The organism is Microtetraspora fusca (assembly GCF_001570365.1).
Classification (GTDB): Bacteria; Actinomycetota; Actinomycetes; order Streptosporangiales; family Streptosporangiaceae; genus Microtetraspora; species Microtetraspora fusca.
This window is the reverse complement of the sequence record NZ_BBYK01000043.1, coordinates 1-16,439: the sequence shown is the minus strand read 5'-3', so window position 1 is coordinate 16,439 and position 16,439 is coordinate 1. Positions and strand designations below refer to the sequence as shown.

Sequence of the window (16,439 nt, the reverse complement as noted above, 5' to 3'; positions counted from 1 at the left end):
CTGGGTAGATCTTAAACGGTTACAAAAGGACAAACCTATACGTATCGCTCGGGACCGTCCACCGCATGATCAGCCAACGAAACGGCGGGAAAGTGGGCACGGGCCACCTGGCCCGGGCGGACCCTCCGGGTTAGTGTGCCCCTCACGCGCGGCCACGCGGCGACCCGGGGTCCCGCCGGCCACGATCCCGAACCCCGCCGCCTCCGGTCGGCGGCCGACCCCTGGAGAACGATGGCTCACTCGCACTATGACGCGGTCGTCGCCGGCGGCGGGCACAACGGCCTGGTCGCCGCCGCCTATCTCGCCCGGGCGGGACGCCGGGTCCTCGTGCTCGAACGCCTCGACCACGTCGGCGGGCTCGCGGTCTCCGCCCGGGCCTTCCCCGGCGTGGACGCCCGGCTGTCGCGGTACTCCTACCTGGTCAGCCTGCTGCCCAGGAAGATCGTCGAGGACCTCGGCGTACGCGTCGAGCTGCGCCGCCGCCGCTTCGCCTCGTACACGCCGGCCGGGGACACCGGGCTGCTCGTGGACGGCGAGGACGAGGCGCGCACCGCCGCGTCGTTCGCCGCCGTCACCGGCGGCGCCGGCGACCACGACGCGTGGCGCCGCTTCTACGCGATGACCGCCGACGTCGCCCGGCGGGTCGCGCCCACCCTCCTCGAACCGTTGCCCGACCGGGCGGCGCTGCGCGACCTCGTCGGGGCGCAGGCGTGGCGCGACCTGTTCGAACGCCCGATCGGCGAGGTGGTCGCCGAGCGCTTCGCCGACGACACCGTGCGCGGCGTGGTCCTCACCGACGCCCTCATCGGCACCTTCGCCGACCCGGCCGGCGACCTGCTGGCCAACCGGTGCTTCCTGTACCACGTCATCGGGGACGGGACCGGCGACTGGAACGTCCCGGTCGGCGGCATGGGAGCCGTCACGCAGGCCCTCGCGGACGCGGCCACGAGCGCCGGGGCCGAGATCCGGTGCGGCGCCGAGGTGCTCGCGATCGACCCGTCCGGCGAGGTGGCCTTCCGCGACGCGGACGGGGAGCACACGGTCTCCGCCGGCCACGTCCTGGCCGCGCTGCCGCCCGCCGTGCTGGCCCGGCTGCTCGGCGAGACCCCGGAGCGGCCGGAGGGCTCCCAGCTCAAGGTCAACATGGTGGTCTCCCGGCTGCCCCGGCTCCGGGACGCCTCCGTACGCCCGGAGGAGGCGTTCAGCGGCACCTTCCACGTCAACGAGGGGGCCGAGCAGCTCGCCGCCGCCCGCGCCCAGGCCGCGGCGGGCCGCATTCCCGACCTGCCGCCCGCCGAGATGTACTGCCACTCGCTGACGGACCCGTCCATCCTCGGGCCTGAGCTGCGGGAGTCCGGCGCGCACACGATGACGCTGTTCGGCCTGCACATGCCCGCCCGGCTGTTCGCCGCGCCCGGCGCCCGCGAGGAGGCCCTGCGCCGCACCCTCGCGTCGGTCGACGCGGTGCTCGCCGAGCCGATCGAGGGCTGCCTGCTCCGCGCGCCGTCCGGCGAGCCCTGCATCGAGGCGCGGACACCGCTCGACCTGGAGGCCGAGGCCGGGCTCCCCGGCGGGCACATCTTCCACCGCGACCTGTCCTGGCCGTACGCCGAGTCCGCCGGGGACGGGCCGTGGGGTGTGGAGACGGCGCACGAGCGGATCCTGCTGTGCGGCGCGGGCGCCCGGCGCGGCGGAGGCGTCAGCGGCATCCCTGGTCACAACGCCGCGATGGCCGTCCTGCTCTCATCGAGCTCTCATGGGGCGCGGATACCGTGAGACGGTGACAGAGGGCGAGGCGGCGCGGCTGCTGGTGGTCGACGACGAGCCGGCGCTGCGCGAGGCGCTGCGGAGCAGCCTGGAGTTCGAGGGATACAAGGTCGAGACCGTCGCGGACGGGACCTCCGCCCTCGACCGGCTGGAGCGCGAGCCGTACGACGCGGTGCTGCTGGACGTGATGATGCCGCGCCTGGACGGCCTCACCACCTGCCGCCGGCTGCGCGCGGGGGGCAACCACGTCCCGGTGCTGATGCTGACCGCGCGTGACGCCGTGGGCGATCGGGTGTCCGGCCTCGACGCGGGGGCCGACGACTACCTGGTCAAGCCGTTCGAGCTGGACGAGCTGCTCGCCCGGGTGCGCGCCCTGCTGCGGCGCGGCGCGCTGAGTGCCGGAACCCCGGGCGCGGAGGCGGGCGCCGTGCTCGCCTTCGCCGACCTGCGCATGGACACCGCCGCCCGGGAGGTCACCCGGGGCGGCCGCCCCCTCGACCTGACCCGCACCGAATACCTGCTGCTCGAACTGTTCCTCGCGCACCCGCGCCAGGTGCTGACCCGCGAGCAGATCCTCAGCGAGGTGTGGGGCTTCGACTTCGAGCCGTCGTCCAACTCCCTGGACGTGTACGTGATGTACCTGCGGAGGAAGACCGAGGCCGCCGACGAGGCCCGGCTGATCCACACCGTGCGCGGCGTCGGATACGTGCTGCGGACCTCCCCGTGAGGCGGCGCCGCTCGCTCAGGTCCCGGCTCACCCTGGTCATCGCGTCCGCGGTGGCCGCCGCCGTGGCGCTGTCGGCGGCGGTGTGCTGGTTCCTGATCCGCGACCAGATGCAGGGACAGGTACGCGACTCGCTGCTGGAGTTCGTCCCGCGCGCCGAGCAGGTGGCGCTGGCGCTCGCCGACTGCGACGGCACCGCGCGTCAGAGCCTCCCCGGGCTGAAGGGCGCGGGGCCGCCGCACCCGTGGGACCCGTCCGGGCGCGGCTGGTCGGTCATCCGGACGGACGGCTCCGTCTGCGTCTTCGGGGACTCCGACCGGGTCGTCCCGACCGCCGAGGAGCGGGCGCTCGCGGTCTCGGCCGGCGCGCCGGTCCTGCGCGACGCGGTGACCGAGAACGGCAGCGAGGTGCTCGTCCTCACCAGGACGTACACGCCGCAGCCGGCGCCCCCCGGGGCCCCGGAGGAGGTGCGGCGGCTCGTCCTGCGCGAGCCGGTTGCGGTGAGCGTGTTCCGCTCCACCGAGGATCTGAGCGGGACGCTCCGGATCCTCGCGCTGATCCTGGGCTCGGTCACCGTCGCGGGCGTGGTCGGCGCGGCGCTGGCCGGGCTGTGGCTGGCCCGCGCCGCGCTGCGCCCCGTCCAGCGGCTGACGAGCGCGGTCGAGCACGTGGCGCGTACGGAGGACCTGGCGGTCCGGATCCCGGTCGAGGGCACCGACGAGATCGCCCGGCTGGGCCGGTCGTTCAACACGATGACGGCCGCGTTGTCCAGCTCGCAGGAGCGCCAGCGGCGCCTGGTCTCGGACGCGGGACACGAGCTGCGCACGCCGCTGACCAGCCTGCGCACCAACATCGACCTGATGCTGCGCAGCGAGAACACCGGCCGGCCGCTGGCGCCGGAGGCCAAGCGCCGCCTGCTGGTCAACGTCAAGGAGCAGTTCGAGGAGATGTCGAGCCTGATCGGCGACCTGCTCGAACTGTCGCGCAGCGCCGAGACGGGCGAGCGCTCCGCCGACGTCGAGTTCCACGACCTGGTCGCCGCCGCCGTGGAACGCGCCAGACGGCGCGGCCCGGGGCTGGAGCTCCGGGTGGACCTGCGGCCGTGGCGGGTCCACGGCGACGTACGGGGCCTGCAGCGGGCCGCGGTGAACGTGCTCGACAACGCGGTGAAGTTCAGCCCGCCGGGCGGCCTGGTCGAGGTGCGGCTGGCCGGCGGCGTGCTGACCGTGCGCGACCACGGGCCGGGCATCCCGGACGACGAACTCCCGCATGTCTTCGAGCGGTTCTGGCGGTCCCCGTCGGCGCGCAGCCTCCCCGGCTCGGGGCTCGGCCTCGCCATCGTGGCCCAGGCCGTACGGGACGCCGGGGGCGAGGTGCGCGTGGCGAACGCGCCGGGCGGCGGGACGGTGGCCACGATCACCCTCCCGGGGACCCCCGGCGAGCCCGGCTGACGCCGGTAAAGGGACGGGGAGGTCCGTGATCGCGGGATCCCCGGCTTTTCTCAGACAGCCTTAATCGGCAGCTCACAAAGGTTCAATCCCCTCTGCCGACGTTGGACGACATGAGCATCGCGACCGTTCCGCCGACTCCGGCGCCGTCCTCCGACGGCGCCCCGGGAAGGACCCGCCTCGTCGAGGTCGTGGTTCCCGTACACAACGAGCAGCGCGTGCTGGCCGAGAGCGTCCGCAGGCTGCACGCCTACCTGAGCCGGGACTTCCCGTACGGCTTCCGCATCACGATCGCGGACAACGCCAGCACGGACGGCACCTGGGCGATCGCGGCCGAGCTGGCCCGCGAGCTGCCGGGCGTGCGGGCGCTTCACCTGGACGAGAAGGGACGCGGCCGCGCGCTGCGGCGGGCGTGGGGCGAGAGCGAGGCCGACGTCGTCAGCTACATGGATGTGGACCTGTCCACCGACCTGGACGCGTTCCTGCCGCTGGTGGCCCCGCTGATGACCGGGCACAGCGACCTCGCCATCGGCACCCGCCTCGCCACCGGCTCCAACGTGGTGCGCGGGCCCAAGCGCGAGTTCATCTCCCGCTCCTACAACCTGCTGCTCCGCTCGCTGCTGGGGGCGGGGTTCTCCGACGCGCAGTGCGGGTTCAAGGCGGGCCGCACCGAGATCGTGCAGGCGCTGCTGCCGGTCGTGGAGGACCAGGAGTGGTTCTTCGACACCGAGCTGCTGCTCCTCGCCGAGCGGCACGGGCTGCGCATCCACGAGGTGCCGGTGGACTGGGTGGACGACCCCGACAGCCGGGTGGACATCGTCAGGACCGCGGCCGACGACCTCAGGGGCATGTGGCGGGTCGCGCGCAGGACGCTCTCCGGCGCCGTGCGCCTGCCCGTCCCCGCCCGCGTACGGCAGGCCGCGCTGCCCGCCGGGATGGCCCGGCAGCTCCCCAGGTTCGCGATCATCGGGGCGATCAGCACCGCCGCCTACCTGGCGATCTTCTCGCTGCTGCGCGGCGTCATGCCCGCGGTCGCCGCGAACGCGGTCGCGCTGCTGGTCACCGCGATCGCCAACACCGCCGCCAACCGGCGCTTCACCTTCGGGGTCACCGGGACGTCCGGTGCGCTGCGGCACCAGATCGAGGGACTGGCCGCCTTCCTGATCGGCCTCGCCCTCACCACCGGCATCCTCGCCCTGCTGCCCGCGGGCGCCTCGCGCGGGGCCGAGCTGGCCGGGGTGATCGTCGCGAACGGCGCCGCCACCCTGGCCCGCTTCCTCCTCATGCGGGTGTGGGTGTTCAACCCGCGGAGGGAGGGCCGGTGAGCGCGTCCCACATCACCCCGGCCGTCACCGCGCCGGGCGCGCCCGCCCGGAGGCGAGCCGTCCCGCCGCCCGCGTACGGCAGGATGCGCCGGCTGCTGCTCGGCCGTCCCGAGGACCCGCGCTGGGCCCGCCCCGCGCTGTGGGCCGTACTCGTCCTCGCGGCCGTCCTGCACACCTGGGCGCTCGGCGCGAACGGGTACGCCAACGAGTACTACGCGGCGGCCGTCTACTCCGGCACCCGGAGCTGGACCGCGTTCTTCTTCGGCGCGCTGGACGCGGGCTCGTTCATCACCGTCGACAAGCCGCCGCTCGCGCTGTGGGTGATGGGCCTGTCCGCGCGGATCTTCGGCTTCGGCACGTGGAGCATGCTGCTGCCGCAGGCCGCCGCGGGCGTCGCGTCGGTCGCGGTGCTCCACTCCGCGGTCCGGCGCTCCCTGGCGGGCGCCGCCGGACACGCGGCCGCGCTCGTCGCGGCCCTGGTGATGACGCTGACGCCGATCACCGTCGCGATCGACCGCGACAACAACCCGGACACCGTGCTGGTGCTGCTCCTGGTGGCGGCGGCCTGGTTCTGCCTGGAGGCGGTCCGCGACGGCCGCACGCGCACCCTCGTGGTCGCGGCGGTCCTGGTCGGCCTCGCGTTCAACGCCAAGATGCTCCAGGCGTACCTCGTCGTGCCCGCGTTCGCGCTCACGTACCTGTACGCGGCGCCGGGGTCGCTCCTCCGGCGGACGGGCCGGCTGCTCGCGGCCGGGGTCGCGCTGGCGGTCGCCGGCGCCTGGTGGATGGTCGTCGTCGACCTGTGGCCCGAGGGGAGCCGGCCGTACATCGGGGGCAGCACCGACAACACGGTGTGGGACCTCGTCATCGGCTACAACGGCCTGGGCCGGATCTTCGGAGGCGGCGGGCGCGGCGGCTTCGGACAGGGTGGTTTCGGGCAGGGCGGTTTCCGTCAGGGCGGCTCGTTCGGCGGCGAGGCGGGGGCGGGGCGGCTCTTCAACGACATCCTGGCCGGGCAGATCTCGTGGCTGATCCCGTTCGCGGCGATCGCGCTGGTGGCGGGGCTCGTCCTGACCACCCGCCGGCTCTCCCCGGGAGTCCCGGCGCCGGGCATGGGAACGGTCACCATGTTGCGGCCGGGCCGGCGCTACCTACCCCGGGCCGCGCTGCTGCTGTGGGGCGGGTGGCTGCTCGTCCACTACGCCGTGTTCAGCTTCTCGGAGGGGACCTTCCACCCGTACTACTCGACCGCCATGGCGCCCGCGATCGCCGCGCTGACCGGCCTCGGCGGGGTCCTGATGTGGCGGGCGCGGCGCGCCTCCCGGGTCTGGGGGTGCGTGCTCGCGGCGGCCGTCGCCGTGACCGGCGCGTGGTCCTTCGCGGTGCTGCGCCGTACGCCGGAGTTCGTCCCGTGGCTGCCCTGGGCGGTCGTGGGGACGACGGTCGCGGCGGTCCTCGGGATCGCGGCGGCGGTCTTCGGCGCGCGCCGCGTCGCGGCGGCCGGGCTGACCGCCGGGTTGCTCGCCGCGCTCGCCGGTCCGGCGGCGTACGCGGTGACGCCGCTGGGGTCGCGGGTGAACGGCACCAACCCGACGGCGGGTCCCGTCACCGGTCGCGGGGCGGGCTTCCCCGGAGGCCCCGGAGGAGGGCCCGGAGGCGGCTTCAGAGGCGGTTTCCCGGGTGGCCCGGAACAGGGGACCGATGATCGTCTCGAGGGCCGGCACGGCGGCCCCAGCGCGTCGGACATCCCCGGCGGCCCGGACTTCGGCGGCGCCCCCGGCGGCCCGGACCTCGGTGATGCCCCCGGCGGCCCGGACCTCGGTGATGCCCCTGGCGGGCCGGGGTTCGGCGGCGGTCCCGGCGGGCGGGTCGACGAGGCGATGACCGCCTATCTGGAGCGGAACCAGGGCGGCGCGACCTGGCTCGTCGCCGTGGCCTCCGCGCAGAGCGCCTCGTCGCTCATCCTCTCCACCGGCCGGCCGGTCATCGCGATGGGCGGTTTCACCGGAGGCGACCCGGCGATGACGGTCGCGAAACTCAAGGAGTACGCCGCCGACGGCCGGCTGAAGTACGTCCTGCTGGGCGGGGAGGGGCCGCGCGCCGGGTCCTCGGACGTCACCGCGTGGGTCAAGGCCAACGGCACTCCGGTGGCCGCCTCCGAGTACGGGGGCGCCGACGGGGAGGCGTCGCTGTACCGCCTGAACTGAGGCGCCGCGCGCCGAGGAGGGGCTGCGAGGGGAGCGGACGGGCCGTCGTCAGGCGGGGAGGGCGGCCAGCAGGTAGGCGAGCCGGGCGGCGGCGGACTCGACGCACTCGACGGTGCCGAGGCGGTAGCCCCACGAGGTGAGGAAGGCGCCGTCCTCGGAGCAGGTGACGGTCTCGCGGAGGGTCTCGCTGAAGCGGTTGCGCACCTGGACCCGGGGAGGCATGTCGCCGATCACCCGGACCGAGAGGTCGATGTGGGCGCGGGCCGCCGACGCGAACTCGTGGATGCGCGAAACCGTGTCGACCAACGCGCTTCACCTCCCGTTCAGGGGGAAAGGATTGCACGCGGCACGACGCGGATACAAGCAATTGCGATGATTAATCCGGGGCTCTCCTCGCGTAGTCGTCGATCACCCGGACGATCAGCCGGCGGGCGTCCTCCCCGAACGCGGCGACCGCGCAGAGATCCTCGAACTCGCGGGCGTAGAAGGCGATGTCCTCGGGGTCGCGGAGCAGGATCTCCTTGGTCTTGGTGGCGACCCCGACCAGGGAGTCGTTGTAGATCCAGAACGGGTTCACCAGGGTCGTGGGGAGCAGCGCCCCGGTCGCGATGACGCCGAACTCGACGTTCGGCAGGGTGGTGACGGCGAGCAGCCGGTCCATCTGGCCGCGCATCACGTCGAGCGGCGCGAACCGGTAGCGCAGCACCGCCTCCGGCAGGACGAACCGGAACGAGCGGGCGGGGTCGTAGAGGATCTCCTGGCGCTGCATCCGGACCCGGATCGCCGCGTCGATGTCGTCGGTCGCCTCGTAGAGGCGGCGCACCCGGGTGAAGATGTTCCTGGCGTACTCGGCGGTCTGCAGCAGGCCGATCACGATGCCGGGTTCGAACGCCCGGAAGGTCCGGGTCCGCGATTCCAGGTCGCGCAGGTCCTCCTGGAGGGCGGCCAGGCCGCTCCGGTGCCGCTGCCGCCAGGAGTCGTGCCGTTCGACGAGGCCGCGGGCCCGTTCGATCAGGTCGTCCACGGTGTCCGGGACGGCGCCCACCGCCTGCCCCCAGGTGACCACGTCGTCCTCGGTGGCGGTCTGCCGGGCGTTCTCGATCCGGGAGACCTTGGACGCCTGCCAGCCGAGGCGCTCGGCCAGCTCCTTGCCCGACAGGTGCGCCTCCTCCCGCAACCGCCGCAGCTCGGCCCCCAGGTCCACGCGGGCCTGCTGGAAGCCGCTCACCCGAGGCTCCTCCCGCGCGGTGCCGCCGGGCTCCCCCCTTCGGCGCGCGGATGGTCGGTCGCCGTACGGGTGGTTCGGTCGGTCACGTGCTACCTCCGCCTGTGGTGCGCTCAAAGGTAGACCCGCCGGGCCGATCCGGCCATAGGGGTGTGCCTAATCGTGATCAGCCGAGCACGCGCCTGGCGATCTCCACCAGCAGCTCCCTGGGCACCTCGACGGCCGTCTCACCGTCGAGCACGTGGCGCAGGTCCGCCCGCGCGTCGGCGTCGACGAGCTCCATCCCCTGCACGACGATCGTGCCCCGGTCGGTCTCGTAGAGCGAGGGGCACGCCCCCGCCTCGGATGTCGAGCCGAGAAAGCGCAGACGCATGGGCGGTCCTTCCCCGAAAAGGGCACCAATTGCGCGCAATTGTAAAGGTTCTTGGGCTTTTCGGGGGGTCACTCCGGCAATTTCCGGTCGTCCGTCAAAAGGCGCTCCGGGATCGGCACGGTGACCGCGCGCAGCCGCTCGCCGAGCGCCTTGGCCTGCGCGTCCAGCATCGGGTTGGCCGCCACGCCGCGGCCGAGCAGTCCGTGGACGACGAAGTTGAGCGCCAGCAGGTTGGGCAGCTCGAAGCGCTCGACGGTGAGGTCGCGCGTCTCCGGCAGCAGCTCCTTCAGCCGGTCGGCGGTCAGCTCCGCCGCCAGCCAGGCGTACCCCTCCGGGGTCGTGGCCCAGACGCCCAGGTTCGCGTTGCCTCCCTTGTCGCCCGAGCGCGCCCCGGCCACCCGCCCGAGCGGGGCGAGCCGTACGGAGACGTCGGGAGCGGCCGGGGCCGGGATGGGGAAGGACGGGGCCTCCAGCAGGCTCTCGTGGCGGTCGCCGTGGACGTCCGCGGGCGCGAGCGGCGGCACGGTGATCCGCCTGCTCTCGACCGTCACCACCGCGGGCACCTCGCCCGCGTCCACCAGCGCGGGCCAGAAGACGCCGTACGGCGCGGCGTCGCCCGGCGGAGTGAGCGCGTGGAACCCGGGATAGCTCGCCAGCCCGGTCTCCACCACGGCGGAGGAGAACCGCCGTCCGGCCTTCTCCTTGTCGGGGTCCATCACGGTGATCCGCAGCAGCGCCGTCGCCGCGTCGCCGCCCGACAGCGGGGTCAGCTCGACGTGGACCCGCTCGAACGACTCCCGGGGCGTCCGCGCGAAGACCGCCTCCTCCGCGACCCGCGCCTTGGCCTCGATGTCGAGCCCGGTGAGGACGAGCGTCATGGTGTTGCGGTGGCCGCCGACCAGGTTGATCCCGACCTTGAGCGTGTCCGGCGGCGGCTCGCCGCGCACGCCGCTGATCCGGACCCGGTCCGGGCCCTCCTGTTCCAGCCGGATCGTGTCGAAGCGGGCCGTCACGTCCGGGCCGAGATAGCGCGGGGAGGCGATCTCGTACAGGAGCTGGGCGGTGACCGTGCCGACGGAGACGAGGCCGCCGGTGCCCGGATGCTTCGTGATCACGCTGGACCCGTCCGCGTGCAGCTCGGCGATCGGGAAGCCGCACCGCGCCAGGTCCGGCACCTCCTCGAAGAAGGCGTAGTTGCCTCCGGTCGCCTGGCAGCCGCACTCGATGACGTGCCCGGCCACCACCGACCCGGCGAGCGCGTCCAGGTCGCCGGGGCGCCAGCCGTACCACCACATGCCGGGGCCGGTGACCAGGGCGGCGTCGGTGACCCGGCCGGTGACGACCACGTCGGCGCCCTGCTCCAGCGCGACGGCGATCGGCCGCCCTCCGAGGTAGGCGTTGGCGGTGACCGGACGGCCGGTGAGCGGCTCCCCGGTGTCGGTGTTGACGAGCGCGCCGGCCGGGATCGGCTCGAGGGAGTCCGGCGACAGCCGGGGCAGGAGGTCGTCCCCCGTCACGTGGGCGATCCGCGCCCGGCGGCGGGCGACGCGGACCCGGCCCTCGATCGGGTCGACGGCGGGCGTGTGGCCGACGGTGACCGACAGGCCCAGCCGGTCGGCGAGCTCGGCCACCGCCTCCGCGCACCCGGCCGGGTCCAGCCCGCCCGCGTTCGTGACGATCTTGATGCCGCGATCGAGGCAGGCGCCGAGCACCTGCTCCATCTGGGTGAGGAACGTGCGGGCGTAGCCGGGACGGCCCTTCAGCCGGTTCCCGGCGAGGATCAGCATGGTCAGCTCGGCCAGCCAGTCGCCGGTCAGCACGTCGATCGGGCCGCCCTCGACCATCTCGCGCGCCGCCGACAGCCGGTCACCGTAGAACCCGCTGCAGTTGGCGACGCGGAGCGGCCCGGAGCCCGCGCCGTCCCCCCGGCCGGTCATCGCGGCGCGTCCCCGGAGGCGGGCGCGGGCGGGATCCAGGCCGCGGGCCGCTTCTCCATGAAGGCGCGGATGCCCTCCTGCCCCTCCTCCGAGGTGAACCGCTCGGCGGACAGCTCGGCCATCCGGCGCAGCCCCTCGTCCACCGGCATCGCGGGCACCTCGCGGACCAGCCGCTTGGTGATCGCCAGTGCCTCCGGCCCGCCGCGCAGCAGCATGTCGGCGTAGCGCGCGACGGTCGCGTCCAGCTCGTCCTCGGGCACCGCCCGGGTGAGCAGGCCGATCTCGGCGGCCCTCGCGGCCGAGAAGGTCTCGCCGGTGAGGAAGTACTCGGCCGCCGCGCGCGGCTCCATCCGGCGCAGGCAGGTGACCGCGATCATCGCGGGCGCGACGCCGAGCCGCACCTCGCTGAACGCGAACGTCGCCGGCAGCGGGGCGAAGGCGAAGTCGCACGCCGCCACCAGGCCGAGTCCGCCCGCGCGCGCGGTGCCGTTCAGGCGGCAGATCACCGGCTTGGGGCTGTCCCAGATGAGGGAGAGGATCTCGGGGAACGCCCCGGTCACCGGCGCGGCCCCCGGCTCGCCCTCCCGCTGCGCGCGCTGCTCCTTCAGGTCCGCGCCGGAGCAGAACACCGGCCCGGCGCCGGTCAGCACGATCACCCGCACATCGGGGTCGGCCAGCGCGCCGTCCAGGGCCTCCCGCAGCTCGCCGAGCAGCCGGACCGACAGGGCGTTCCGGTTGGACGGGGAGTCGAGGGTCAGCGTGCGCACGCCCCCGGCGGTCTCACTGCGTACCAGCGTTGTCATCGGCGTTGTCATCGGCTTGCTCCTCGATCACGGCGAGTACGGCTCCCGCCTCGACCTGGCGGCCGGCGACGGCGTCGAGCGCCGTCACGACGCCCGCCCCGGGCGAGACGATCTGGTGTTCCATCTTCATCGCCTCAAGGACGACCACCGGCTGGCCCGCGGCGACCCGGTCCCCGGGTTCGACGGCGACGCGAAGGACCGTACCCGGCATGGGCGCGAGCAACGACCCCGGCTCCACCAGCCGCGCCGGCTCGGGCAGCCGCTCCAGCGGCGCCAGCCGCACCGCCCCGAGTACGGAGTCGACGTACGTCATGCCCGGACAGGTGTGGACGGCGAACGCGCGGCGGACCCCGGAGACCGACAGCACGACCTCGCCGGGCGTCGCCGAGACGAGCTCCACGCCGTCGAACCCCTCGGACGACAGGCCGTCCCGGGTGATCAGATAGGCGATCTCGACGCGCTCCCCGGACTCCCCGGGGACGGCGAACGCGGTCCGCTGGGGCTGGGAGACGACGTTGCGCCAGCCGCCGGGCAGCTCGCCGAGCACCCGGGCAGCCGCCCGGTTGGCCGCCGCGCCCGCGAGCGCGGCCGCCAGCGCGGAGATCCGTACGGCGTCCGCGCCGGCGCGCGGCGCCGAGACGGCCGCGGCGTGCCGGTCGAGGAAGCCGGTGTCGGTCTCGCCCGCCAGGAACTCGGGGTGGCGCAGGACGTTGACGAGCAGGTCGCGGTTGGTCACCGGCCCGTGGAGCCGGGCCCGGGCGAGCGCGGTGGCCAGCCGCCGCGCCGCGCCCGCGCGGGTGGGCGCGTACGCGATCACCTTCGCCAGCATCGGGTCGTAGTGCGGGCTGACCGTCGTGCCGTCGGCCACGCCCGAGTCGAGGCGCAGCGTCCCGGCGGCGCGGAACTCGGCGTCCACGCCGGGCACCTCGAAGCGGTGCAGGACCCCCGCCTGCGGCCGCCAGCCGTTCGCCGGGTCCTCCGCGCAGAGACGGGCCTCGATCGCGTGGCCGACCGGGCTCGGCGGGAGTCCGGGCAGCGGGGCGCCCTCCGCGATCTCCACCTGGAGCCGGACCAGGTCCACGCCGTAGACGTACTCGGTCACCGGGTGCTCGACCTGGAGCCGGGTGTTCATCTCCAGGAAGGCGACGACGTCGTCCTTGACCAGGAACTCGACCGTGCCCGCGCCGACGTAGCCGATCGTCTGCGCGGCCCGCACCGCCGCGTCGCACAGCTCGCGGCGCAGCTCCGGGGTGACGGCGGGGGAGGGTGACTCCTCGACGATCTTCTGGTGGCGGCGCTGCACCGAGCACTCGCGCTCACCCAGCGCCCAGACCGTGCCGTGGGCGTCGGCCAGGATCTGCACCTCGATGTGCCGGGCGTGCTCCAGCAGCGGCTCGGCGAAGACCGTGCCGTCGCCGAAGGCCGCGAGCGCCTCCCGGCGCGCCGACTCGACCGCCTCGGGCAGCTCCGCCGCGTCGCGCACGATCCGCATGCCGCGCCCGCCCCCGCCCGCCGACGCCTTCACCAGCAGCGGGAACCGCGGGCGGGCGTCCTCGTCGTCGAGGCTGTCGAGGCTGTCGAGGCTGTCGAGGCTGTCGAGGCCGTCGAGGTCGTACGTCGGGAGCACCGGCACCCCGGCGGCGGCCATCAACGCCTTCGCCTCGACCTTGGCGCCCATCGCGGCGACGGCCTCCGGCGGCGGGCCGACCCAGATCAGGCCCGCGTCGAGCACGGCCCGGGCGAAGTCGGCGTTCTCGGAGAGGAAGCCGTACCCCGGATGGACGGCGTCCGCGCCGGCGGCCCGGGCCGCCCCGACGATCGCGTCCGCGTCCAGGTACGACCGGGGGCCGCCGAGCCGTACCGCCTGGTCGGCCTCGGCGACGTGCGGCGCGCCCGCGTCGACGTCGGAGAAGACGGCGACCGTCTCCACGCCGAGGTCGCGGCAGGTGCGGAACACCCGGCGGGCGATCTCCCCGCGGTTGGCGACCAGCAGCCGGTTGATCGTCCTCATCGCACCCTCACATCCGGAAGACGCCGTAGCCCGCGGGCGCGGCGGCCGGGGCGTTGCCGATCGCGGACAGGCACAGGCCGAGGACGGTGCGCGTGTCCCGGGGGTCGATCACGCCGTCGTCGTACAGCCGGCCGGAAAGGAAGAACGGCAGCGACTCGGCCTCGACCTGGGCCTCGACCGCCTGGCGCATGGCGGCGTCCGCCTCCTCGTCGTAGACCTGGCCCTTCGCCTCGGCGGCGGCCCGCCCGACGATGGACAGCACGCCCGCGAGCTGCGCGGGCCCCATCACCGCCGACCGCGCGCTCGGCCACGAGAACAGGAAACGGGGGTCGTACGCCCGGCCGCACATGCCGTAGTTGCCCGCGCCGTAGGAGGCGCCCATGACGATCGTGATGTGCGGGACCGTCGAGTTGGACACCGCGTTGATCATCATCGCGCCGTGCTTGATGATGCCGTCCTGCTCGTACTCGCGGCCCACCATGTATCCGGTCGTGTTCTGGAGGAAGAGCAGCGGCGTGCGCGACTGGTCGGCGAGCTGGATGAACTGCGCGGCCTTGCGTGACTCCGCGCCGAACAGCACGCCCCGGGCGTTGGCGAGGATCCCGATCGGGTGGCCGTGCAGGGCGGCCCAGCCGGTGACCAGGCTCGGGCCGTACAGCGGCTTGAACTCGTCGAAGTCGCTGCCGTCCACGATCCGCGCGATGACCTCGAGCGGGTCGAACGGGATCTTCAGGTCCTCCGGGACGATCCCCAGCAGCTCGTCCTCGTCGTAGCGGGGCGGCGGCGCGGCGGCCGGCGCGGAACCCGGCCCGCGCCGGTTGAGTCGCGCGACGATCCGGCGGCCGATCCGTAGCGCGTCGTGCTCGTCGGCCGCGAGGTGGTCGGCCAGCCCGGAGGTCCGGGCGTGCATGTCCGCGCCGCCGAGCGACTCGTCGTCGGCCTCCTCACCGGTCGCCACCTTGACCAGGGGAGGGCCGCCGAGGAACACCTTCGCCCGGTCCTTCACCATGACGACGTAGTCGCTCATGCCCGGCACGTACGCGCCGCCGGCCGTCGAGTTGCCGAAGACCAACGCGATCGTCGGGACGCCCGCGGCCGACAGCCGGGTCAGGTCGCGGAACACCTGCCCGCCGGGGATGAAGATCTCCTTCTGCGCGGGGAGGTCGGCGCCGCCCGACTCGACCAGGTTCACCAGGGGGAGCCGGTTGCGCAGGGCGATCTCGGCCGCGCGCAGCGACTTGCGCAGCGTCCACGGGTTGGACGCGCCGCCGCGCACCGTGGGGTCGTTGGCGTTGATCACACACTCGACGCCCTCGATGACCCCGATGCCGGTGACCACGCTCGCGCCCACCGGATAGTCGGTGCCCCAGGCGGCCAGCGGCGAGAGTTCGAGGAACGGGGAGTCGGGGTCGAGCAGCAGCTCAATCCGCTCGCGGGCGAGCAGCTTGCCGCGCGCCCGGTGCCGCTCCACGTATTTCGGGCCTCCGCCCGCGACCGCCTTCGCGTGCTCGGCCGCCAGCTCGCCCAGCCGGGCGAGCATGGCCGCGCGGCGCGCGCCGTACTCGGGGGCGGAGGCGTCCAAGCGACTGGTCAGGATCGCCATCGCGCCACCGAACCGTGTTCAGCCATGAGCAAGATCCTGCTTGGAGAGCGGCGTGCGCGTCAACGCGCGGCCGGGCCTGCGTGTGCCGGCGCCGTGCTCCTGCCGCCGTGCCGGCGCTGTGCGCGGCCGGATCAGCCGCAGTGGGACCAGGCGCTGTTCCAGGTGGTGGAGCCGTACCCTCCTCCCCAGATGACGCAGGTGCCCTTGGCGGCGAGCCGGAGCGGGCCCGCATACGTGGTGTACGAGTTCCAGTCGCTGGAGGAGGCGCCGTTCTTGACCTTCAGCACCGCGCCCATTCTGATCTTGCCGGGCACCACGTACTTCGACATCGTGATCACGCAGTTCTTGCCCGTGGACGCGTTGTAGAGCAGGTACGTCGTCGCGTTGCCGCCCCACCCGTGGGAGTCGACGACCTTGAAACCCGACCCGCACACGCCCGCCGCCGTGTACGGGTTCGGCTTCGGAGGCAGCGGCGCGGCCGTCTTCGTCGGCGTGCTCTTGGGGGTGGCGCTCTTGGTGGGAGCGGCCTTGGTGGGCGCCGGATCCGGGTCCGAGGTCGGCGGGATCAGGACGGAGGAGTCCGACGGCCGCGGCGACGACGCGGGCTTCGGCGTCGCGGAGTGGGTCGGCGCCGGGGCGTGCGTCGGTTCGTTCCGGGCGGGCACGGGCGGCGCGGTACGGCTCTGCACGGGGTTGGAGCGCGGGCGCCGGGGCGGCGAGGGCGTGGGGTCCGCCGTCCGGGGCGTGTCCGGGGAGGGGAGGAGGGCGTCCGCGGGATCGCCCGTCGCGACCTCGGCGGGGGCGTTCACGGCCTCGCCCGTCTCCATTACGGCGGCCCTCGGCTGCTCGTTGGACACGTTCGCCGTGCTCCGCGTGGTCACCACGGTGGCCGCGACGATCGCCGCCACCAGGACCACGCCCCCGGCGCCCGCGAGGATCGGCAGCCGCCGCCCCGCCTTCCGCCCGGCGCCCGGCGCGGCGGGAGCGGGCCGCGGCCCCGGCCGCGGCCCCGGCTG

The 16,439-nt window shown here is 74.3% G+C and carries 12 protein-coding genes and 1 pseudogene; 5 read left to right on the top strand and 8 right to left on the bottom strand.

Translation table 11 applies throughout. The annotated features are described in order from the left end of the window. The first annotated feature begins 231 nt into the window (after positions 1 to 231). The 5 genes from AWQ68_RS11150 to AWQ68_RS11130 all read left to right on the top strand — a co-directional run bounded on the left by AWQ68_RS11150 (position 232) and on the right by AWQ68_RS11130 (position 7,471). Positions 232 to 1,776, top strand: coding sequence for a phytoene desaturase family protein (locus AWQ68_RS11150; protein WP_066938783.1), 1,545 nt, complete (start codon positions 232 to 234; stop codon positions 1,774 to 1,776). Beyond that, positions 1,757 to 2,494 carry a response regulator transcription factor gene (locus AWQ68_RS11145; protein ID WP_066938780.1) on the top strand — a complete coding sequence of 246 codons (738 nt, stop codon included), beginning with the start codon at positions 1,757 to 1,759 and terminating at the stop codon, positions 2,492 to 2,494. Before AWQ68_RS11150 ends, AWQ68_RS11145 begins: the two co-directional genes overlap by 20 nt. Next, entirely contained in the window at positions 2,491 to 3,942 is a 1,452-nt protein-coding gene (locus AWQ68_RS11140; protein WP_066938778.1) for a sensor histidine kinase, read from the top strand. The genes AWQ68_RS11145 and AWQ68_RS11140 overlap by 4 nt, the downstream gene beginning before the upstream one ends. A 110-nt stretch (positions 3,943 to 4,052) precedes the next feature. Beyond that, positions 4,053 to 5,264, top strand: a complete 1,212-nt coding sequence (locus tag AWQ68_RS11135; protein ID WP_066939441.1) for a bifunctional glycosyltransferase family 2/GtrA family protein — start codon at positions 4,053 to 4,055, stop codon at positions 5,262 to 5,264. After that, complete coding sequence (locus AWQ68_RS11130) at positions 5,261 to 7,471, top strand: mannosyltransferase YkcB-related protein (RefSeq protein ID WP_245655857.1); 2,211 nt, start codon at positions 5,261 to 5,263, stop codon at positions 7,469 to 7,471. Before AWQ68_RS11135 ends, AWQ68_RS11130 begins: the two co-directional genes overlap by 4 nt. Positions 7,472 to 7,519: 48 nt before the next feature. Here AWQ68_RS11130 and AWQ68_RS11125 read toward each other — a convergent pair whose 3' ends face one another. From AWQ68_RS11125 to AWQ68_RS43505, 8 genes and pseudogenes are all read right to left on the bottom strand, one after another. Further along, a complete protein-coding gene (locus tag AWQ68_RS11125) occupies positions 7,520 to 7,777 on the bottom strand; it encodes a hypothetical protein (RefSeq protein WP_066938776.1) in 258 nt (85 codons plus the stop codon). 70 nt (positions 7,778 to 7,847) lie between these two features. Next, the gene (locus AWQ68_RS11120; RefSeq protein ID WP_066938774.1) at positions 7,848 to 8,699 is read right to left on the bottom strand and encodes a helix-turn-helix domain-containing protein; all 852 of its coding nucleotides are present in this window, start codon (positions 8,697 to 8,699) and stop codon (positions 7,848 to 7,850) included. 163 nt (positions 8,700 to 8,862) lie between these two features. Continuing rightward, a complete protein-coding gene (locus AWQ68_RS11115) occupies positions 8,863 to 9,069 on the bottom strand; it encodes a hypothetical protein (RefSeq protein WP_066938771.1) in 207 nt (68 codons plus the stop codon). A 68-nt stretch (positions 9,070 to 9,137) separates the two neighbouring features. Further along, positions 9,138 to 11,006 (bottom strand): acyclic terpene utilization AtuA family protein, encoded by a 1,869-nt coding sequence (locus tag AWQ68_RS11110; protein ID WP_066938769.1) that lies wholly within the window; start codon positions 11,004 to 11,006, stop codon positions 9,138 to 9,140. After that, positions 11,003 to 11,821 (bottom strand): enoyl-CoA hydratase-related protein, encoded by an 819-nt coding sequence (locus AWQ68_RS11105; RefSeq protein ID WP_245655856.1) that lies wholly within the window; start codon positions 11,819 to 11,821, stop codon positions 11,003 to 11,005. Before AWQ68_RS11105 ends, AWQ68_RS11110 begins: the two co-directional genes overlap by 4 nt. Then, positions 11,787 to 13,820 (bottom strand): acetyl/propionyl/methylcrotonyl-CoA carboxylase subunit alpha, encoded by a 2,034-nt coding sequence (locus AWQ68_RS11100; RefSeq protein WP_066938765.1) that lies wholly within the window; start codon positions 13,818 to 13,820, stop codon positions 11,787 to 11,789. Before AWQ68_RS11100 ends, AWQ68_RS11105 begins: the two co-directional genes overlap by 35 nt. Positions 13,821 to 13,827: 7 nt before the next feature. After that, entirely contained in the window at positions 13,828 to 15,423 is a 1,596-nt protein-coding gene (locus AWQ68_RS11095) for an acyl-CoA carboxylase subunit beta (protein ID WP_066938762.1), read from the bottom strand. Between the two features lie 131 nt (positions 15,424 to 15,554). Further along, positions 15,555 to 16,439: pseudogene (locus AWQ68_RS43505) on the bottom strand (hypothetical protein); the annotation flags it as partial.

Excerpts from the sequence above, each read along its gene's own strand:
- AWQ68_RS11150 (WP_066938783.1), top strand. The coding sequence starts at position 232 with ATGGCTCACTCGCACTATGACGCGGTCGTCGCCGGCGGCGGGCACAAC.
- AWQ68_RS11115 (WP_066938771.1), bottom strand. The coding sequence starts at position 9,069 with ATGCGTCTGCGCTTTCTCGGCTCGACATCCGAGGCGGGGGCGTGCCCC.
- AWQ68_RS11095 (WP_066938762.1), bottom strand. The coding sequence starts at position 15,423 with ATGGCGATCCTGACCAGTCGCTTGGACGCCTCCGCCCCCGAGTACGGC.
- AWQ68_RS11105 (WP_245655856.1), bottom strand. The coding sequence starts at position 11,821 with ATGACAACGCCGATGACAACGCTGGTACGCAGTGAGACCGCCGGGGGC.
- AWQ68_RS11110 (WP_066938769.1), bottom strand. The coding sequence starts at position 11,006 with ATGACCGGCCGGGGGGACGGCGCGGGCTCCGGGCCGCTCCGCGTCGCC.
- AWQ68_RS11145 (WP_066938780.1), top strand. The coding sequence starts at position 1,757 with ATGGGGCGCGGATACCGTGAGACGGTGACAGAGGGCGAGGCGGCGCGG.
- AWQ68_RS11135 (WP_066939441.1), top strand. The coding sequence starts at position 4,053 with ATGAGCATCGCGACCGTTCCGCCGACTCCGGCGCCGTCCTCCGACGGC.
- AWQ68_RS11100 (WP_066938765.1), bottom strand. The coding sequence starts at position 13,820 with ATGAGGACGATCAACCGGCTGCTGGTCGCCAACCGCGGGGAGATCGCC.